This window comes from Bremerella sp. P1 (genome assembly GCF_028748185.1).
Lineage (GTDB): Bacteria > Planctomycetota > Planctomycetia > Pirellulales > Pirellulaceae > Bremerella.
In genome coordinates this window covers 5,275,505-5,295,190 of record NZ_CP118164.1, presented here as the reverse complement: position 1 = coordinate 5,295,190, position 19,686 = coordinate 5,275,505, and the positions used below count along the sequence as shown (strand labels likewise).

The window sequence follows — 19,686 nt, the reverse complement described above, 5'->3', positions numbered from 1 at the left end:
TCGCAATCCCCCAAGAACGACAGCAAGCCGAGTCCCCTCGCAAAGGACTCGGCCTGCTAAATCCCCCAACGGATTGTCGATTACTCGGTTGGATACATCGAGAACGTACCGTTATGTGCCACGTTAAACAGTGGACGGTAGTAGTTCTTGCCCGCACTCGCGGAACTGCATGCACGAGGGTACCAAACCAGGTTGATTCCAATATTCCAGGATTCACTTAGGCTTTCATCCAAGTTGCCGTCGTTGTCGTTGCGAGGAATCAGGTAGAGGAAGTTCGTTTCCAGGGACAGACACTTGGTGATCGGCACGTTCGCGTCGGCACCAATCAAACCGAGTTCGTTGTCGGTCCAGCCGCCGGAGAAACGCATTTCACCACCACATACTTCGAGCGGCGTTCGGTAGAAGAACGCAAACATGTTGTGTGGCTGGTACGAGCCATTGACGAAGGTTGGAGCCGTATCACCAGGCAGAATGATCTGTTCGTCAATGTCGCTTGTTTCATCCGATGCGGTGAACCAGAAGCCAAACTCACCTTTACACTGGAATTTCCAGCTGAGTTCGCCGCGAATCTGGCTGGCATCGACGTCGTAGTACCAGTGATCGCTCATGTGGTCGTAAACCAGACCACCTTGCCAGCCCCAGTCGACGCGACGGAAGAAACCGGTCGTCAGGAAGAACTGGTCACGATGATCGTCGGTGAAACTAGCACCATGCAAGTTAGCGTTGGTCCCATTCACACCCAGCTGAAAGCCGAAACCGTGATCACGCGAGAACAGTGGAACACCCCAGTTCACGCCGTACAGAAAGCCAAAGCTACCATCCATGCCTAGATTCATAGGCCCTTTGAAGCCCTGAACGCCGGCCCGGACCGAGAGGTTTTCCAGGTTCAAACGGAAACAGAGGGGAAAGCAAATCGAATCGCATGGACCACACACACCGCACGAATCACACGAGCCGCCACAGTTGCTACCACCCTGGCATGACGTGCAGCCTGGGCCGCCGTGGTAGGTCATTGGATCATGCATGCCGGCCACAGCGTGGCCTTCCATCACGATCTCGCCTTCCATAGGCATCGTACCGGACGTTTCGCTCAAGACAGAGTAGTCCACTTGTTCGATGTCGCCGGCTTGCACCTTCGATGCGACATAACTTGCCCGCGCAACACGTTGCCGGGCTGCGAAGACACGATCTTGATCGGTCGAGAAGAGACTCCGAATCGCCTTGGCAGGCGACGGTGGACGATTGTAATCATCGGAAACCACGTGCTGCAGCTTGGCAGGTTCACGAGGTTCTGCTGCGGTCGCGAGATCCGCAATAACACTTCCGCACGCTGCGGTGAGCAAAGTCAGAATCCAGGGGAAGACTCGCATGGCCTTTCCTTCCTTCGACAATTGAAATACCGGGGGGGAGACGGTTAACGGCGGCGCAAGACTGCGCTGTCCATATCTGCGTATCGTCACCGGCAAAGTCCCCACTTTCAGAAAAGTCGAGATAATCCGCAAAGTTTTCCCAGCCCTCCGCCTGCGAGCCGCGACAGCAGCTATGCACTCGACGTACTTCTCCCAAACAACCATCTTCTGGGGCACTAGGCAAGATACAAGAGGATTGCCGGTTGATCGGGTTATTCTGTTTTTTTGCTTAGTAGCGGCTCGATAAACAGTTCCGTCAACGAAAACTTTGCCTCCGGCATGCCGCGTCACCCTGACGCTTTAATTTTCGAGAAGGATCTCAACCGATGAAAACGCAACTTCTGGCTGCCGCTGTCGTGCTGGCTACCAGCATCCAGGCCTACGGACAATCGTGTGGCTGTGAAAGCAATCATGTTGTCACCCACTCCGTTGCTAGCTGTGGGTGTGATCACTGCTGCACTCCATGCTTCAATCCACTGGGCGAACTGGTACAAGGGGTTGGCTTCACCCTGACGCACGGTGCATGTGCCGTCAAACGCACGGTTCATAGCCTGTTCCACCCGATCCGCTTCAATGGATGCGGATGCGATACGACTCCTTCGTGTGGATGTGATACCTGTGGCTGCAGCTCGAACTGGGATGGCTATGAGTCGCATCACCCCGGCGTCGAATACATTGAGCAAGGTCCTCCATCCGTGCCGACCATCCCCGGCCCGCCGATGACCCCAACCAACGAACACGCCCCAATGCGTGAACCAGGCAAATGGCAGCCCGTTGGCACCGAGTCCAAGCGAGCAAGCAACCAGGTTCCCCACTACTCGAAGCGAGTCGCAGCGAAACCGACGACGCGACAAGCTACCTACTACGCTCCCACGCCAGCCAAGTAATCGCCCCTACATGGTTAGCGAATAGGCGTCCTGCCAAACTAAAAGAAGGGGAGTCCACTTGGACTCCCCTTTTTTGCTTGCGCTGATGCGATCTATTTCGTAGGACGAAGATCTAAATCTGATCGAGTACCTGGCTCAGGTCCGCAATCAGATCTTCCGCTGCTTCCAGCCCGACTGAAATCCGGATCAGTTCGTCTTTGATCCCATGGGCCAGGCGGTCGGCTTTGTCATAGCTAGCGTGCGACATCGAGGCCGGTTGCTCGATCAATGATTCAACCGCCCCCAAGCTCACGGCGAGTTGGAACAGTTTTGTGTCGTCGCATACCTTCTTCGCGGCCGCGAACCCACCTTCGACTTCGAAGCTTATCATGGCCCCGAATCCGCCATCCATTTGCTTCGCAGCAATCTCGTGCCCGGGGTGCGTCTTCAAACCGGGATAAAGAACGCGGGTAACCTTGGGATGCTCGTTCAAGTACTCGGCGATATTCTGGGCCGTGCGGCACTGTTCGTGAACCCGTAGCTCAAGCGTCTTAATCCCGCGAGATGCCAGGAACGAGCCAAACGGGTCGAGTACGGCACCGGTTGCGTTCTGAATGAAGTAGAGCCGATCGTACAATTCCTTATCTTTCACCACCAATGCCCCGCCCAGTACATCGCTGTGACCAGCCAGGTACTTGGTGACCGAGTGCTGCACGATATCGATGCCCAGTTCCAACGGCCGAGTCAACACAGGCGTCGCGAACGTGCTGTCGACTCCGAGCAAAACGCCATGTTCTTTCGCCACCTTGGCACACGCGGCCAAATCGGTAATCGACATCAGCGGGTTGCCGGGACTCTCGACCCACATCATCTTCGTATTAGGTTGAATCGCGGCAGCGAGATTTTCGGGATTGGTCGCATCGACCAGCGTAATCCCGATGTTGCTCTTCTGCGTGATCTTGTGCAGCAAACGGTAGGTGCCGCCATAGATATCGGTGCCGGCGACGATATGATCGCCGGCTTCCAACAGCATCGTCGCACAGTGCGTCGCAGCCATTCCAGAGGCAAACGCGAGAGCTCCACAGCCCCCTTCCAACTCAGCGAGGGTGGTCTCTAAATTCTTGCGAGTCGGATTCCCGCTGCGTGAGTAGTCAAACTCGCCCCACTCCCCTGCTCCAGGCTGCACGAACGTGGAAGCGACGTGAATCGGCGGAACAACGGCCCCGGTCTGCGGATCCTTCTTGTTGCCAACATGGATGGCCTTGGTGCGAAACTGCATGGGGGATTCCCTTCTACGCGTTGTCCAACGCTTGCTTCAGGTCTGCGATCAAATCATCCGTGTCTTCAATACCACAGGCGATGCGGATCATGTTGTCGTAGATACCGAACTTGGCTCGGTTCTCGGGCGTTTGCTGGTAGTAGCTCATCACCAGCGGCTGCTCGATCAACGATTCAACACCACCCAGGCTCGGCGCGATCTTGAAAATCTTCGCGTTGTCGACAACGTTAGCGGTCTTCCGCCAGTCAGCTTCCTTCACATTAAATGTCACCAGCCCGCCGTAGCCGCGCATCGTGGCCTTGGCGATTTCGTGATACGGGTGCGAGGGAAGCCCGGGATAATAAACCTTCTCGACCATTGGGTGATCTTCGAGAAATTGGGCGACCGCCATTCCGTTCGCATTGTGACGTTCCATTCGCAGCGAGAACGTCTTCAGCCCGCGAAGCAAAAGGTAACAATTGTGTGGAGCATTGATGCCCCCCATGACGCCACGCAGCTGACGCACATCGGCTAGTTTTTCTTCGCTGCCGATGATCGCACCAGCCAGAAGATCGTTGTGACCAGCGAGATACTTGGTAGCCGAATGCAGGACGTAGTCGACGCCATATTCCAGCGGTCGCAGGTTGTATGGAGTCGCCAGCGTGGCATCGATCAGCGTTTCAACGCCGTGCTTCTTGCCGATCTCGGTGAACTTTTCCAGATCGACACAGCTCAGGTGCGGATTGGTCGGCGACTCGCTGATGAGCATCTTGGTATTGGCATCGATTGCCTTTTCCATTGCTTCATAGTCACCGGTCTTGACGGTCTTGGTTTCGACACCGAACCGGGCCAGGTGCTTGCCGCAGAATTCGCGACTACGGTGGTAACACTCGTCGAAGAAGACGACGTTGTCGCCCGAGCTGACTTTCGCCATCAACAGCCCAACGAACGCAGCCATGCCGCACGAGTAAAGTACAGCCGATTCGCCTCCTTCGATGGCGGCCAGCTTGGCTTCGGCCGTCTTCTCACCGGGGTTGCCGTAGCGGCCGTACTCTTCGCGTACCTGATTCTCTTCGATATAGCGAATAATCGAATCGGTGTTGTCGAAGGTGTAGGTCGACGCACAGAAGATGGCATCGGTGATCGCGTTGCCCGGCTTCATGCGGGCCTCGCCACCTTGCACGGCGGTGGTGGAGGTACCTTGGTTTGCTTTTTGTTCTGGAGCCACTGACATGACGGGTGTTCTCGCAAGCGATGCGGGAATGTGGCAGATCGAAGGCAGTAAGCCTTGCAAGAACGCCACGGTTCCCAAATGTTCGATAGGGCCGCAGCATGTGATCTGTTCTAAGAAAAATTGCCGCTGGGAGGAGCGACAACGGCACTTTAGCAGATAGGCTGCAAGCGGCCACAAATCCCTATTAAACCAGCTTTGAGTGTAACCGAGCGCAATCTGGCCCGCAACGGGCTGCTTTCTCTATTTTCTCACAGCGCAACCTATCTCAACTTGGGCCGATAAGTCTCCATTATTGCGAGGGGATCGCTGGTTAACGGTCAGGGAGTGTCAGTATGAAAGTTTACGTAATCGTTAAATCCAACCACTTGCGATCGACCTGGAATGCCTTTAAAACCGGTGATTCGTTTACCGTCCCAGACACGGAGTTCGGATGGTAAGACCCGCTTCATATCCCGCCCACGGAGGTTGTTCTCCCCCATGACCCGTTTGTCCCTAGCCCTTTTGTTGACGCTGTCTTTGTCCACGTCGCTCGTTGCCGCACCAACCACGACCGATTCCCAGGCCGACGAGAAGAAGGAAGTAGAAACCAAGAAAGCGGACGCCAAAGTGCCCGGCGACGACTTTCTCCACAAGCACCCGACCCTGGTGAAAATGTGGCATCACTCGAATGAAGTTCGCGGTCGGTATCAACTGCCGGCTCAGCGAATTAGCCCGGAACTGACCAAAGCCGCCCAGGACCATGCCTGGTACATGGCCCGTACTGGCCAATTCAGCCACTCGGTCAACGGTGGATTCGTTTCGCGTGCTCGACGTCACCAATACCCAGGCTCTCCCTACGGTGAGATCATCCTGTACGGTTCGCCGAGCATTCCAGAATGCTTTAACGGTTGGCTCAACAGCCCAGGGCACCGAGCCATCCTGCTGAGCGGTGCTCGCGAAGTTGGCTACGGCTACGCGATCGGCCGCAATGGTACTGCCTATTGGGTCGGCGTGTTCGGTAACTAGAACGTCTGACTGATTGACAGATCTAAATGAAAGCGGCCCCGAAGCCGATGTTTCGGGGCCGCTTTTTTATTCGATGAGAAGCGAGCGATGCGTGCTAATCGACTAGGTCGATCACACCGACATCGTTGTCCGTTTCTTCGACCGTGATTTCGATGCCAGACTTCTTAAAATCGGCATACTTCTTCGGCACCAGATTCTTTTCACGCAGGCCGCCAGGTTCGCGGATCTCGGTCACGACGTTTCCACTTGCGTCGACCAGCTGCACCTTGTGGACCGCCACCCGATGCGTTCCTGGCGTGAGGCCGTCTCCTGGGTCGAACGTTTGTGCTTCGAAGTAACCCTGGTCATCCGTGATCGCCGAGCCACCACGGCCTGCTTCGTCCACCGGCTGAAACGTCACCACGGCATCGGCAACGGGCTTGCCTTGATAAGTAACCTGGCCGGTGACCTCATAGACAGGCGGTCTCCCGCGCGTCCACTTGTCTTCACGTTTTCCGCTGCATCCGACCAGTATCACAGTGCCAACAGCAGCGATGACGACGAACTTAATGGATTCTGGAATGCGGTTCATGGCACGTCCTCCTGTTTGGATCCAACGGGTTACAGCGAGGCGTTCGTTTCGCCACCAGCCTTCGATCCAATTGCCCCCCAAACACCGAACGGACTGATGCCGGATGAGACCGGGGACGTCGACAAGTTGCCGGTGTCGATCGTTTCAGGCACAAACCGCACCGAACCGTCCGCAAACATCGACAATACCCCGCCAGGGTGCCGGCTCGATGCCGAGTAAATGCCGGCACCAGCTTGCGAACTGCACGTCGCACTGTTGGGCGGCAAAACCGTAGTGATCGCGCAATACCCTGGACGACCGTCCTGCCAACGCTGACCATGGCAACGGTACTGAGCGATCAGCGCACCGGACGTGTAATTGTTGCCGGTTAGATACGCACGGCAGGCCAATGGGTTGTTGGTCGAAGCACCCACCGCTCGGCCCAATTGAGAGCCTGGAGGAGCAATGATGGTTTCCGACATGGCCATCGTGTTGCTTAGCCCGTCGGTAATATCACGGAAGCGTGTGTAGATGAGATACCCAAAGATGCCACGCACATTCGTTTCAGGATCGGTCGCAGTGGAAGATCCTCCAAAGCTGAAGTTGTCTCCCATGCAAAGGCCATAGTTCAGCGGCGAATACTCGGCGCTTCGATCTGCTCCGGATGGCGAGAACAGGCCATCCGATGGGCAAATGAACGCATCGATCTCACCCACATAGCCTGAGGTCGCACTGCCGCTCCAGGCGATCTGCGTGTTGGCAACAATCTGATCGTAGCGTGCGTTGGCCTCGATAAATGGCAACAAACTGACGAAGGCACTGTGTCGCGTGGCCGGGGCAGCAGTTACTGTCGTCCAATCAGGGCCGCCTTGTCGCGGAGGCAGGGCGAGAAACGTGTCGTGATAGTTATGCAGTGCAATCCCGAGTTGCTTCAGGTTATTCGAGCAACTCATCCGACGGGCAGCCTCACGGGCCTGCTGAACAGCGGGAAGCAACAAGGCAATCAGAACGCCAATAATGGCAATGACGACCAACAATTCGACCAGGGTGAAGCCCAAATGACCTCGACGAGCGCGGAACATCTATAGCGACTTTCAATAGGAGATGATGGCGAGAAATGATGAAGGCAGGCAGTCTGAGCCGTGCAGAAATCAGTACTTCTTGGTAGATCTGACATACACTACAAGGCTATAAAGGCATTGTTTCATCTGCCATCTACTTTTGACAATAGAAAACATCACTATTTCGCTGATTTTCCTTGGCAATCGACTCGCCTCAGAAAGCTCATCGAATCAGCGAAATGAGAAATCGATCCTGGCGGGTCCAGTAAGCGTTCTCTGCTAGTTAACGCCCTGCTCCGGCCCCCGACAATGCCGCGCGAAGCGGGCAATTGCGTGGGATTTCTCTTCCCATTCGATATTGATGCAGCACTTCTTTCGAACGTTGGGCTAACATCCGGCGGACCTCGCGTCGTTTTCCTTTGACCCGCGGAATCTTCATCGTGTCGTAAGCGGTAGTCTGGTGCCGCATCCAGGCAATCACCGCTGACTCGGCTCGTCGCTCGATAGGAATTCGCTGGGTACGCGCTACCGTGCCGCTTCCCACTGGCGTCGCATGCGAAGTCACGGCCTTCGCCAGATGATTCGCCATGTCAGCGTAGTCAGGGTGAAAGTCGAGATAAGCCACAACGGCTCCGAAGAAGTCTTCAACGTATTCGGCTTGTTGCTTGTCGCGACGTGCGGCGGCCGCTTTCTGTTTCTTGGCGTACGCGTCGGTCGATCGTTCGGCTTCGAGCTCGCTCTTGATCTTGCCAATGGTAGCCGTCGGCGCCCAAACGCCTCGCGAGAACATCCGACGTCCCTTCTTCTCCTGCACGGCCCAGAATTGGCCGGCAGCTTTGACTCGCCGCGTCAGGCCGGCATCGCCCGGTGGCAGAAGCGACCATTCGGCCGGCACCTTAAGGACATTACCCTGAGCATCACGGACAGTACGTTGACTTGGGCCAGGAGAATAAGCTGGCTGGGGCATCGATTTCCTTTCGACGACAAGCGGATCCTTCAAATTAACAATGATCACTTACACATGATGCAAGTGATCGTCTTCTTCCGGCAAGACACCTGCCATGAGAAAACCGATGGGTTCGGTGGTTTTAAATCGCATCAGCACGATCCGCACGATGGCAGTAATGGGGGCGGCCAACAACATACCGACCGGTCCCCACAGCATGCCGAAGAATGCCAGGGCCAAAAGAATGGTCGCCGGATGCAACTGGAGTCCATCGCCCATGATCTTGGGCTCTATCACGTTACCCATCGTCATCTGCACGGCACCGGGAAGCACGATCGCCAGGGTAATCATCAGGGCGGAATCAAACTGGACGATGGCAATCGGAATGGGCAGCAGTGTCGCAATGATCGAACCGATCGACGGGATAAAGTTCAGACAGAATGCAATCAAGCCAAACATCGAAGCGAACTGCATCCCAATCATCGCCAGGCATCCCCAAACCAAAAGCCCGGTAATCGCTGAGATAAAGAACTTCGTCGCGATGTACTTGCGGACGTTGCGGTCGATCTCGGCGTAGATCCCTTTCGAGACCTTGTACGGATCGCGACCGGCGAGCATGAAGCCGACGAAAATCGACGTCAGAACCGTGCTGCTGATCAAGTTCAAGAGAGTCGCCCCAGCTTGTGTTGCCAATTGAGGTGCCTCTTGGCGAATCTGAGCGACGAGGGTACGCAGTAGTTGCTGCGTACGATTGATATCTTGGCGAGGCGAAATGGGGATGGCTACCGAACCGGCCTCATTTTCCACCACATCGTCCGACAACTCTTCCGCTGGCTGATCGGCTTCCACTTCTTGCTCGACGATAGGCTTCTCATCCGTTGCCAGTGGCTGACTGGCATCATCCGGCGTTTCCATAGGGTCGCCGGTGCCCACGTCTTCCGGTGGCAGCTGTTCCGTCTCGTCTGGGACAATCTCTGGCGATCCCACAAACGGCGGCTTCTCGCCTTCTTCCCAACCACTGATGCGGTCCATCAGTTTCGAGGCGGCCTCAAGCGGGCCTTCCAGCCGCTGCTCGAACTTCGTCATGAAGGTCTTATCGTTGGCAACCGTTGTGACGTTCTGGATGACGGTCGTTACCAGAAAGCTCATCAGCACCAGAACGAGCACGACGAGAAGAAGCGTCAGCGAGACGGAGATAAACTTGCTGAACTTGAGCCGGATCATCTGAAAGTCGACGATCGGGGCGACCAGATAGTTCAGGAATAATGCCAACGTGAACGGCACGAGCACCGCTCGGGCATACATCAGCCCGAACGAAAACGCGATGAAAGCCAACACGAGAAGTGCGCCTGTCTGAAGCCACGATTGTTCTTCGGTGAGCTTCTTGACCGACAGTCCTTCTTGATTCATCAATTCTCCCCTGTTCCCAAAACTCGCCGGTGTCGCGGTTCATTATCCCCGCGATCTACCCCGGCGTGCAATGGGATGGAGTTCGATGAATTACTGACTCAGCTTTTTCTTTAAGTCCTGCAAGAGCCGCGGAACATAGCCGCCGGTGCGAGGAGGAGCTTGTTTTGCCCCATCAGGAAGCTTTGCCAGCACCGATGCCAGCGGCTTGGCCTTTTCGTCCATGGCATCGATCGAATTGAGCGCCAGCATCGAAACATAGACGCCGTTCTCGGTCGGATCAGCCAATTTGCCGAGCGTATCTAGCGCCAGCTTCACATCCTCTTGGCTGCCGTAGCGGCCCAAGGCCTCGGCGGCGATACACCGAACGCTGGGGGAGTCGTCCTGAAGCGCGGCTTGCAGCTGCTCGTGAGCCGCTTTGACGCCAGACTCGCTCTGCATGAGCACACCCATTGCTGCCCAGTAACGCACCGCAGCATCACTTGAAGCAAACTCACTCTTGATCTTGGGCAGGGCCTTCGGATCGAGCGAGGAAGCCAACAAGGCCGCGTTCATGACGCCATCCAAGTCGTAAAGCGAAGCATCGTGTCCCATTTCATAAGGAGACTTTTTGCCGCTGCGCGAGTGGATTTGGTTTTCCGGAAGGAAACCAATATCGTGAATCTCCTTCTGCCAATTCAAAACAGCCGTTCGCAGTTCCTTTAGCTTTTCGGCATACCGGGAATCGCCGGCGAGGTTGTTCACTTCGTCAGGATCAGTCGTCAGGTCATACAGCTCCTGCGAAGGCTTCACTTGCCAGAAGTGACTTTGGGCTTCGTTCAGCTTGCCTTCATCGTACATCTTCTTCCAAACCTGGGTGGTCGGCGTCTGGAACATGTAATCGATATGCTGGCCGTAGATCTTATGCGGCATGTAGTTCTTAACGTAGACAAATTGGCCGTCCGTACATGTGCGAAGCATGTCGTACCGTTCATCCATACGGCCACGGAAACCAAACATGTACTTTGGTGGCTTCGTCTGGTATTGCCCCATGAATGCGTCACCCTGCATCCACTCTTTCGGCTCAATACCAGCCAGGCTCAGCACGGTCGGAGCGAGATCGATGAAGCCGACCAGTCGTTCGGACGTTCCGCCGACTTCGTACTCTTTCGGGGCCAGTTTCTTATACTTTTCAGGCACGTGAACAATCATCGGCACGTGCAAGCCCGAGTCATACGGCCAGCGTTTGCTGCGCGGCATACCGCTGCCGTGGTCACCGTAGTAGAAGATGATCGTGTCTTCATCCAGGCCGTCCTGTTTCAGCTGGGCCAATACGTTGCCGACCTGCTTGTCCATCTCGGTGATCTTGTCGTAGTACTGTGCCCAGTCGCGACGCACTTCCGGAGTGTCAGGATGATACGCTGGCACGCGGACGCCAGCCGGATCATGCACTGGCGTATGAGGCCGCTTGCGCAGTTGGCTCTCGTGGCTGACCGTGAAGTTAAAGACCGCGAAGAATGGCTGTCCGTCTTTGCGACCTCGCCAATGGGCTTTCCGGCTCGACTCATCCCACACGTAGCCATGCTTGGCGAGGTTGTAGTCTTCCTTCGAGTTGTTCGTGCAGTAGTAACCCGCCTCGTGCAGGTAGTATGGGAACATGTGGAAGCCCTCAGGAAGTTCCGTCTGGCTACGCATGTGCTCGGCACCCAGTGCTGGCGGATAGATGCCGGAAATGATCGTCGTTCGGGCAGGAGCACAAACAGGAGCATTCGACCAGGCTCGCTTGTACTTCATCCCTTTGGCAGCGATCGAATCGATATTCGGAGAGTCCGCGTACGTGTCGCCGTAGCACCCCAGTTCGGGGCCGTTGTCTTCACTTGTGATCCACAGAATATTGGGTAAATCCGCAGCATTGAGCGTGCTGCCGTAGGCCAAGATGCTGGTGAACGTAATCAGCAATAGATATCGCATCATGAGGGAAAGCTCTTAACGAAGTAGGTTGGGGGCTGGGATGGAATGGACAAGATTCTCAATTGAGACTCTCTATATTACCTCTTCCCCAAGCGTTTGTCATTTTTCACGAATCACGAAATTTCCTTGTTGATTCCGCTGGATTTCACCAAAATAGGGCTCAATTCCAGCCTTCCAACCTCGTGCCCCCTCTTCGTCATGCCTGAAACGCCCTACCCGATCATCGATACGCACCAGCACCTTTGGGATCCGAAGCGCCTGAATCTGCCATGGCTCGCCGGTGCCGGTCCCCATTTGAATCGCAAGAACACCATTGAGGAATACAATGCGGCGGTCGAAGGCCTGCCGATTGCTGCGGCGATCTATATGGAAGTGAATGCGGCTCCCGATCAAAAGCTGCAGGAGGCAGAGTTGGTCCGCCAGTTGATCGATTCCGGCACGTACGTCACGTCGGCGGCGATCCTCTCGGTTGACCCCGGCAAGGATAACTTCCGTGAGTTCGCCGACCGGTTTGAATCTCAGACCTGGGTGAAAGGATATCGCCAGGTGCTGCATGGGGGCGACACTCCACCTGGCTACTGCTTAAAGGCCAGGTTCATCAACAACTGTCGTCATCTCGGTGCAACGGGAAAGACGTTCGATCTGTGCATGCGACCAGCCGAACTGAAGGATGCCGCTCGCCTGGCGGACGCTTGTCCTGATACGCGTTTCGTACTGGATCATTGCGGCAATGTCGATCCGAAGGCATTCTTCGCCAAAGATGACCCACGCGAAGGATCGGCTCCGGAGAATGCTGCCCGCTGGCAAGAGGACATGTATCAGTTGGCCAAGCTTCCTAACGTCTTCTGCAAAGTCTCCGGCATCATCGCACGCGTGCCGAAAGAGTGGACGCCGGATGACCTTCGTCCGGTTGTCGAGCACTGTCGCGAAGCGTTCGGTGAGAAGCGCCTGGTCTTCGGCACCGACTGGCCAGTCTGTAATGCCGGCGGTACTGCCCGGCAGTGGATCGAAGCGATGCAGCAGATCACGTCTGATTGGTCTCCGGATAAACAGCAGAGTCTGTGGAGCGAAAACGCCAAGACGGTCTATCAGCTCACTTAGCCCGGCACCATTTTCGAAATGAAGCAAGGGCACTCCGTTTACGAAGTGCCCTTGCGGTACCGGTTAACTAGTCACCGCTGACAAGCAATGCCGTCGGAACGTCGACTACGCCATGTGACAAGGATTGAAGAGGTCGTCGACTTCGTCGTCATCCTCGGCGATCAGGTCGATACCTTCACCTTCTGGCTGACCGTCTACACCGCTGACCGCTGCGGCAGAAACCGCGATCAGGATGCTATCGGCGTCGGCCTTCGCACCACCGAAGCCGGTGTTGCCCAGGTCGTCGGTCACGATCGTCAAAGTCGCACTACCCTCGAAGGCCGAATCTGGCGTGTAAACCAGGCCGGTCAGCAGCGAGTTGATTTGATCGATCGAGCCGAGTAGCTTGTGACGGTCACTCTCGAAACCGTTGGAAAGCGTCAGCACACCACTATCGACGCTGATGGTCACCTGGACCATGGCATCAGCCGCATCCGGATCGGAAACCGAGATAGCGTTACCGTTGGCTTCGTCGAAGACGATCGGCGTGGCCGAGTCAGTCGACTGCTCGCCTGGCACCGAATTGATCGGTGCCGCATTCTCGTTTTCCACACCACTTGGAGCAGAAATGGTGATGGTCACGGTCGCATCCGCCGTCAAACCCAGAGCATCGGAAACAGTGTAGCCGAACTGAATCGTGGCTGGTTCAGCCAGGTCTTCAAACTCACCATTGGGGTCGAAGGTCATGCTTCCATCGGCGTTAAGCGTCAACATGCCGCCACCATCCAGTGCGACTGGCTGACCGACGTTTGCCGCTTCACCATTGACCGCCGAAACGGTCATCGTATCGCCGTTGTCGACGTCGCTGTCGTTCATCAGAACACCAGCCACGGTCAACGTCAGTGCGGTATCCGATTCGGTCGCGAAGGCATCGTCTTCCGCTACCGGTGCATCATTCACACCATTAACGGTGATCTCGATGTCTGCGGAAGCCATCGCCGCAACCGAATCCGAGGTAGTGTACGAGACGGTTTCCGTTGCCGATTCACCTTCGGCCAAACCATCGTACTTGCCAACCGGATCGAAGCTCAGGCTACCGTCGGCGTTGATAACAATCGTCGCACCGGAAGCCAGTTCGATAGCCGCACCGACGTTGGCTGCATCGCTGTTGACCTCGGAGACAACCAGAGCATCACCCAGGTCATTCGCCAGGACACCAGCGGCTTCGATCGCCATTGGCGTGTTGGCGTCGGTAGCGAAGCTATCCGCTTCAGCCGTTGGACCGGCAACTACTTCGTTCACCGTCAGCAGAAACGATTCGGTCGTCGTTTCTTCACCGTCAGTCACACTGATGGTGATGTTGGCCGAACCGGTCGCACCAGACAGCGGCGTGACAATCAAAGTCTTGTCGGCACCGTCACCGGCCACGATGATACCTGCGGCATCCACCAGTGCTGGGTTGTCCGATTCAACACTGACAACGAGATCTTCCGCGGCCGACTCAGCATCGGAAACGGAAAACTCGAGCGGGGCAGTCGCCGAATCCTGGTCGATCACCTGGTCCTCGACCGCGCTGATCGTCGGGGCAGTATTCTCCCCCACCAGTTCGGTTACCGTCAGCACGAAAGACTCGGTTGCAGTGTCCTCGCCGTCGCTCACGCTGATGGTAATGTTGGCTGTGCCAAAAGCACCTGCCAGCGGAGTGACAATCAACGTCTTATCGGCACCGTCACCGGCGACGATGATACCAGCGGCATCGACCAACGCAGGGTTGTCCGACTCCACGCTGACCGCCAGATCTTCAACGGCCGTTTCAGCATCACCGATCGCGAAGGCCAGTGGCACGGTTGCCGAGTCTTGATCGATCGTCTGATCTTCAACCGCAGTCACCGTGGGAACCGAGTTACCAGCAATCACTTCGTTGACAGTCAGAACGAACGACTCGGTGGTCGTCAGCTCACCATCGGAAACGCTAATGGTGATGGTAGCCGAACCGGTCGCACCAGACAGCGGCGTGATGACCAAGGACTTATCGGCACCGTCACCGGCAACGAGAATACCAGCCGCATCGACCAACGCCGGGTTGTCCGATTCCACGCTGACGACCAGGTCTTCGACTGCCGTTTCCGCGTCACTCACGGTGAAGGTCAACGGATCGGTAGCTGAATCTTCGTCAATCGCCATGTCCTCAACCGGCGAAACGGTTGGAGCCGAATTCTCAGCGACCACTTCATTGACGGTCAGCAGAAACGATTCGGTCGTCGTCATTTCCCCATCGCTCACGCTGATGGTGATGTTGGCCGAACCAGTCATACCGGCCAGCGGCGTGATGACCAACTCCTGATCGGCACCGGTACCTGTCATGACGATCGCGGCAGCATCCACCAACGCTTCGTTGTCCGACTCGACCGATACCATCAGGTCTTCTGGAGCCATTTCGGCATCACCGATGGTGAAGGCCAATGGCTCGGTCGCGGTGTCTTGATCAATACTTTGATCTTCAACCGGGCTGATCGTAGGCGCAGTGTTGGCGGCTTCCGAAACGCTTAGGGTGAAGTACTGAGCATCAGCCAGTCCATACTGATCGACCGCGAGAATACGGATGGTGTATTCACCAGGTTCGACACCATCGCCAGGAGCGATCGAAAGCGTCGCTTCCCGCGAACCCGCTTCCTGAGTCAGGGTTACGTATTCCGGCGTTTCCACATCGAGCAACATGTAGATTTCGTCGCTCTCGTTCTTGTCGGTGGCCGAGATCACAAACTCTTCAGTTTGACCAATCTCAACCGTCTGACCCGCGATCGGCAGCAAGTCTGGTGCGTGGTTAACAGCAATGGTGCTGGTAGCCACTTCACTCTCGTATTCGCCGTCGCTCACGGTGATTTCAACTAACCGAGAGGTCGGGTCAGCATCTTCGCTGGTATTGTTGTACGTCAGTGTCTTCAGCACGTTGGCATAGTTCTCGGCGGTATCTTCACCCGACAAGATGATCGAGCCATCGGCATATTCCACACTGATATTGGTCCCTTCCACGTCGATGGAGAGGGACTCCTCGGCGCCATCCATCGGGTTGGTCAGGGTGACCTTCGCCGATTGCAGCATGTCGTCGTTTTCGTCCGAGACTGTCAAGTCGCTATCCACGACACTGACTGCCCCGTGACCTACTTGAAAGACGGCATCGTAATCGATGCCTTCCTGGTCTTCACCGTTGAGGTCGACAACCGGGCGACCGACACGAACGTCGATCATCAGTTCTTCGACATCAGCGCTAGAAGGCACGCCGTTCTCGACGGCAATGATCTTCACGCTATAAAGACCTTCTTGTTCGGCAGTGGGGGTCCACTGGAAATCGCCAGAGAATGTCATCGACATTCCCTCTGGTCGCTCGTCGCCATCGGGGTCGAGCTGATACATGACCGTCCTTGGCCCATCTTCCCCTTCGCTGACGGTAGCGCCAAGTTCACCGAGGTTAAAGCTCAGTGTCTCGCCGGCGAACACCGTCTGCGCGGGAACCGCTGACAAATCCAAGTCCAGCGGAGTTCCACTCAACATACTGCGATCTTCCAGTTGTTCCCCGAGAGAAGCTTGAAACTTGGGGCGTTTGAACCGCATTGAGAATCTCCGTTTTTAGATGGGCAATCATTTCGACCACGCTCCCATGCGTGGCCGCTTCGAGTGGCATTGTGCGTCCGACTTGAGAAAGTTCCACGGTCGCAAACGTTTTTCGGAAACTTTCGCCACCGATGGCGCCCGCAATGCTGTGGCAAAAATTGCCGAGCGATCGTTGTGCCTGGATGCGTTCAGGGGTAACGCATCAGCCGAAGCTTTTTGTTCGTGCTACCGGCAAAGAATTCCGATGTGACGTAAGTCCAACGGCGAGACAACTCTTGAATACTTATCGTGCAGTTTATCAACACGTTGATATCTATTGCTTATCAACATGATGGCACGCGTCGATGCATTCAGGTAGCATGAAGAAAATCTTGGCAATTCGACTCAAGTTTTATTTCTCGAGTCCAACTGTCTAGTGATAGCAGGGCCGCCGGCGGTTAAGCAGAAGTAACCAAGCGAGTGGAAACGGTTAAAGATGGGGAATTCGCGGCAGCCGCTTGAAGCTTAAAGTGTTCAGTTTTCAGTGACTTATCGCGTGTAGCACATTAAGAATCGTGCTTGAGAACGCCAGCGATGATGTCTTTGTCGAAGTAGTTGATGCTCATCCCGGCGTCCACGGCTATGTTCTGGGCCTGGATACCGCTCGAGCGAGGACTCAACAGGAAGACGGCAACGTCAGCTGCTTCCTGCGTCGTGACAGCACTCTTGCGGGGAATGACCTTCTCAGCAAAGAGATACGCGTCGACATAGCCAGGGATACCCGCTGAAGCCGAAGTCTTGAGCAAACTAGGCCCCACGGCGTTGAACCGGACACGGGAGAAACTGCTGAAGCTTTTGGTCAAAAACGCCAGGGACGAATCGAGAGCCGCTTTGATCGGGGCCATGAAGCCGTAGTTCTCGCTGGCCATGGTAGTTGTCGAAATCGAAACAGTCACGACTGATGCGTCTTCGTCGAACAAGTCTTTGAGCGCGTTCGATAGCTTTACCAGCGAGAAGCAGGAAATGTCGACGGCTTGCAGGAACTGAGCCTTGGTCGTTTCGTGAAACGGCTTCATCCCTTCCGAATAATCGGCGAAGGCCATCGAGTGGACCAGGCCATGGATCGTCAGTCCCTGATCGGTCAGGTCATCGCGGAGCTTATCGATCTGCTCCTGGTATTCAACATCGCAGACCAGCACCTGACGATCTGCTAGCAGCTTCGCCGTCGACTCCTTACGGGCCTCGCTGCGGACCACGTAAATGACCGTGGCCCCAGCTTCTTCCAGGGTCTTGGCGATATGCCAGGCAACGCTTTTGCGATTGGCGACCCCAGTGACGACGATGTTCTTGCCGGTAAGTTTGAGAAAGTCGGTCACGGTTACGCGTTTTCCATCTTCGCTACAGTACAGGCAAAGTTGAACCGCATGGCCAGCTTGCCATCAACGGTTACCTTTCCGGTCATAAAGAACGCGTCTGCCATGCGTTCGTTCAGCTTCACGTTCATTTCGATCGTGTCGCCAGGGCGTACCATCTTCTTGAACTTCACATCGTTCAGTCGCGTGGCAACCGGCACTCCGTCCCCGTCTTGCACAAACTTCGAGAGCAAGATGGCCCCGGCCTGCATGGTCGCTTCGCACAAGATCACCCCAGGAACCAGTGGGTAGTCGGGATAGTGACCTTGAAAGAAGTATTCGTCCGGTGTGAACGTCTTGCGGCAGAGGATGTGATCTTCCGACTGCTCGGCAACTTCGTCGACCAGCAGCATAGGGCCGCGATGCGGAATGGCGTCTTCGATGGCGGTCTTCGTCATGGTGTGTCCTGCGTTACTTAGTGCTATCGGCCAACTGCGATCCGGCGGAAGACTTCATGAGGTACGAGTCGACATCGTTCGAGACGATCACCCCGTAGTTAATCGCGCCAAGCCAACCTGACATGATGATGCCCACGCTACCGGCGTGATACAAACCAGGCACTTGCTCAGGAATAGCCCGGCTCACAGCCAGACCTTCAAACTTCGTACCGAAGCTTGAGCCCAGGGCATGCTTGGTGTACCGCTGGAAGGTTTTGGGGGTCGAGACCTCGACGTGGTCGATACGCTCGCGAACGTTGGGAACGTACTTTTCAAGCGCATCAAGCGTGGTCTCGGCGAGATCGTCCTTACTGGCTTTGTACTCGTCTTCCGACAGATTCGCCCAATCTTCAAACCGAGCATTCGTACTGGAAACAACCAGCGATCGCGGACGCCCTTCGGGCCGCGTGTGCGGATAATAGAACGAGTACGTGCGACTGGTAATGTCGCGGCTAAGCAGCAGGTCGGTACGGAACGCCGGAGCCGTACTGCTGAAGAGCAGGTCGCCGGTTTCCTCGGGAATCTGCTCATCCGGTTTCATAGCGATGTAGACCTGGGTGCTGGAGTTATTCAGCCGCACCTCTTTGGCATCTTCGATAAACTTCTTATCGAAGTGCTGCTCGCCAACCAAATCAAAGATGGTCAGCTTCAGGTTCGAGTTCGAGACAATCGACTTACACTTGATCGTCTTGCCGTTGGCAACAATGCTCTGAACTCGGCCGTTCTCGAGATTGATCTTCTCGACATCGACATTAATCCGCACGTCGACGCCTGACTTCTTCAGGTCTTCGTGCATCAATTGAATGAGCCGATCGGTCCCGCCTTGGAAGGTGAAGACGCCTTTGCTCATGAAGTTCGAGAAGACGATGCCGTAGCTGATCGCCGGATCTTCCAGGGTCGAACCGTTGGCATACGTGATGGGCTCCATCAGCAACCGCACGACATCTTCGCGTCCGGGGAAGAACTTGTCGAACAGTTCTTTCGTTGTCATCCCCTGATCGTCGTAGAAGTTCATGCTGCGAGCCGTGTCGAAGAACTCCTTTACAGTCGCTTCGGGCACGTTGAACTCTTGGATCAACAACTGCGTGAAGTCTTCGCGGTTGAAGGTCGTCGACAGCGAGAACATCGGGTTATCGAAGCGGATGTTCTTCAACTGCACGATCGAGTCGGCGATTTCGCGAGTCCAATAACGCTTGCAGCTTTTGATCATCCCGATCGGGAAGCCGTGTAGCGAGATATCGAAGATGTGACCGCCTGGCCGCTTGAACCAGGTTGCCATCCCGCCCAGCTTGTAGTGCTGCTCGCAAAGCAGAACGCTACGACCTTGACGAGCCAGCGTGTTGGCGGCGGTCAGCCCGGCCAGGCCGCTGCCGATCACTACAACGTCGTACTCGTCCTGCGTGTCTTTCAGAAAGTCTTTCGGCATAGTTCTTATTCCTGTCCCCTCGCAGGCGAGGAGACTGCGCCAGGGCAGTTGCCC

15 protein-coding genes are annotated in these 19,686 nt (G+C 55.7%); 3 read left to right on the top strand and 12 right to left on the bottom strand.

Annotated elements, in window-relative coordinates; translation table 11 throughout:
• Nucleotides 1–80: 80 nt before the first annotated feature.
• Nucleotides 81–1,370, bottom strand: coding sequence for a DUF6666 family protein (locus tag PSR63_RS22040; protein WP_274327831.1), 1,290 nt, complete (start codon nt 1,368–1,370; stop codon nt 81–83).
• Nucleotides 1,371–1,735: 365 nt separating this feature from the next.
• Here PSR63_RS22040 and PSR63_RS22035 point away from each other — a divergent pair, with 365 nt between their 5' ends.
• The gene (locus PSR63_RS22035; RefSeq protein WP_274327830.1) at nt 1,736–2,296 is read left to right on the top strand and encodes a hypothetical protein; all 561 of its coding nucleotides are present in this window, start codon (nt 1,736–1,738) and stop codon (nt 2,294–2,296) included.
• A gap of 112 nt (nt 2,297–2,408) precedes the next feature.
• Here the strand turns inward: PSR63_RS22035 and PSR63_RS22030 are convergent, their stop codons facing one another.
• Entirely contained in the window at nt 2,409–3,554 is a 1,146-nt protein-coding gene (locus PSR63_RS22030) for a trans-sulfuration enzyme family protein (RefSeq protein WP_274327829.1), read from the bottom strand.
• A gap of 13 nt (nt 3,555–3,567) precedes the next feature.
• Complete coding sequence (locus PSR63_RS22025; RefSeq protein ID WP_274327828.1) at nt 3,568–4,767, bottom strand: trans-sulfuration enzyme family protein; 1,200 nt, start codon at nt 4,765–4,767, stop codon at nt 3,568–3,570.
• Between the two features lie 477 nt (nt 4,768–5,244).
• Between PSR63_RS22025 and PSR63_RS22020 the strand changes: the two genes are divergently transcribed.
• Nucleotides 5,245–5,772 carry a CAP domain-containing protein gene (locus PSR63_RS22020; RefSeq protein ID WP_274327827.1) on the top strand — a complete coding sequence of 176 codons (528 nt, stop codon included), beginning with the start codon at nt 5,245–5,247 and terminating at the stop codon, nt 5,770–5,772.
• Nucleotides 5,773–5,866: 94 nt separating this feature from the next.
• Here the strand turns inward: PSR63_RS22020 and PSR63_RS22015 are convergent, their stop codons facing one another.
• From PSR63_RS22015 to PSR63_RS21995, 5 genes are all read right to left on the bottom strand, one after another.
• Entirely contained in the window at nt 5,867–6,343 is a 477-nt protein-coding gene (locus PSR63_RS22015; RefSeq protein ID WP_274327826.1) for a hypothetical protein, read from the bottom strand.
• A 29-nt stretch (nt 6,344–6,372) separates the two neighbouring features.
• Nucleotides 6,373–7,404, bottom strand: a complete 1,032-nt coding sequence (locus tag PSR63_RS22010; protein ID WP_274327825.1) for a DUF1559 domain-containing protein — start codon at nt 7,402–7,404, stop codon at nt 6,373–6,375.
• Nucleotides 7,405–7,666: 262 nt separating this feature from the next.
• Nucleotides 7,667–8,350, bottom strand: coding sequence for a DUF2293 domain-containing protein (locus tag PSR63_RS22005; RefSeq protein WP_274327824.1), 684 nt, complete (start codon nt 8,348–8,350; stop codon nt 7,667–7,669).
• 48 nt (nt 8,351–8,398) lie between these two features.
• Nucleotides 8,399–9,739 (bottom strand): AI-2E family transporter, encoded by a 1,341-nt coding sequence (locus PSR63_RS22000; RefSeq protein ID WP_274327823.1) that lies wholly within the window; start codon nt 9,737–9,739, stop codon nt 8,399–8,401.
• A 90-nt stretch (nt 9,740–9,829) separates the two neighbouring features.
• A complete protein-coding gene (locus tag PSR63_RS21995) occupies nt 9,830–11,689 on the bottom strand; it encodes a sulfatase-like hydrolase/transferase (RefSeq protein ID WP_274327822.1) in 1,860 nt (619 codons plus the stop codon).
• A gap of 195 nt (nt 11,690–11,884) precedes the next feature.
• Here PSR63_RS21995 and PSR63_RS21990 point away from each other — a divergent pair, with 195 nt between their 5' ends.
• Nucleotides 11,885–12,787, top strand: coding sequence for an amidohydrolase family protein (locus tag PSR63_RS21990; RefSeq protein ID WP_274327821.1), 903 nt, complete (start codon nt 11,885–11,887; stop codon nt 12,785–12,787).
• Between the two features lie 105 nt (nt 12,788–12,892).
• Here PSR63_RS21990 and PSR63_RS21985 read toward each other — a convergent pair whose 3' ends face one another.
• The 4 genes from PSR63_RS21985 to PSR63_RS21970 form a co-directional block, all read right to left on the bottom strand.
• Entirely contained in the window at nt 12,893–16,378 is a 3,486-nt protein-coding gene (locus tag PSR63_RS21985) for an Ig-like domain-containing protein (RefSeq protein ID WP_274327820.1), read from the bottom strand.
• A gap of 545 nt (nt 16,379–16,923) precedes the next feature.
• Nucleotides 16,924–17,733, bottom strand: coding sequence for an enoyl-ACP reductase FabI (locus tag PSR63_RS21980; protein ID WP_274327819.1), 810 nt, complete (start codon nt 17,731–17,733; stop codon nt 16,924–16,926).
• Between the two features lie 2 nt (nt 17,734–17,735).
• Entirely contained in the window at nt 17,736–18,167 is a 432-nt protein-coding gene (gene fabZ, locus PSR63_RS21975) for a 3-hydroxyacyl-ACP dehydratase FabZ (protein ID WP_274327818.1), read from the bottom strand.
• Nucleotides 18,168–18,180: 13 nt separating this feature from the next.
• Nucleotides 18,181–19,632 carry a phytoene desaturase family protein gene (locus PSR63_RS21970; protein ID WP_274327817.1) on the bottom strand — a complete coding sequence of 484 codons (1,452 nt, stop codon included), beginning with the start codon at nt 19,630–19,632 and terminating at the stop codon, nt 18,181–18,183.
• Nucleotides 19,633–19,686: the final 54 nt, after the last annotated feature.

Bases quoted from the DNA above. Each gene is read 5' to 3' on its own strand.
- PSR63_RS22040 (WP_274327831.1), bottom strand. From the start codon at position 1,370: ATGCGAGTCTTCCCCTGGATTCTGACTTTGCTCACCGCAGCGTGCGGA.
- PSR63_RS22035 (WP_274327830.1), top strand. From the start codon at position 1,736: ATGAAAACGCAACTTCTGGCTGCCGCTGTCGTGCTGGCTACCAGCATC.
- PSR63_RS22030 (WP_274327829.1), bottom strand. From the start codon at position 3,554: ATGCAGTTTCGCACCAAGGCCATCCATGTTGGCAACAAGAAGGATCCG.
- PSR63_RS22025 (WP_274327828.1), bottom strand. From the start codon at position 4,767: ATGTCAGTGGCTCCAGAACAAAAAGCAAACCAAGGTACCTCCACCACC.
- PSR63_RS22020 (WP_274327827.1), top strand. From the start codon at position 5,245: ATGACCCGTTTGTCCCTAGCCCTTTTGTTGACGCTGTCTTTGTCCACG.
- PSR63_RS22015 (WP_274327826.1), bottom strand. From the start codon at position 6,343: ATGAACCGCATTCCAGAATCCATTAAGTTCGTCGTCATCGCTGCTGTT.
- PSR63_RS22010 (WP_274327825.1), bottom strand. From the start codon at position 7,404: ATGTTCCGCGCTCGTCGAGGTCATTTGGGCTTCACCCTGGTCGAATTG.
- PSR63_RS22005 (WP_274327824.1), bottom strand. From the start codon at position 8,350: ATGCCCCAGCCAGCTTATTCTCCTGGCCCAAGTCAACGTACTGTCCGT.
- PSR63_RS22000 (WP_274327823.1), bottom strand. From the start codon at position 9,739: ATGAATCAAGAAGGACTGTCGGTCAAGAAGCTCACCGAAGAACAATCG.
- PSR63_RS21995 (WP_274327822.1), bottom strand. From the start codon at position 11,689: ATGATGCGATATCTATTGCTGATTACGTTCACCAGCATCTTGGCCTAC.
- PSR63_RS21990 (WP_274327821.1), top strand. From the start codon at position 11,885: ATGCCTGAAACGCCCTACCCGATCATCGATACGCACCAGCACCTTTGG.
- PSR63_RS21985 (WP_274327820.1), bottom strand. From the start codon at position 16,378: ATGCGGTTCAAACGCCCCAAGTTTCAAGCTTCTCTCGGGGAACAACTG.
- fabZ (WP_274327818.1), bottom strand. From the start codon at position 18,167: ATGACGAAGACCGCCATCGAAGACGCCATTCCGCATCGCGGCCCTATG.
- PSR63_RS21970 (WP_274327817.1), bottom strand. From the start codon at position 19,632: ATGCCGAAAGACTTTCTGAAAGACACGCAGGACGAGTACGACGTTGTA.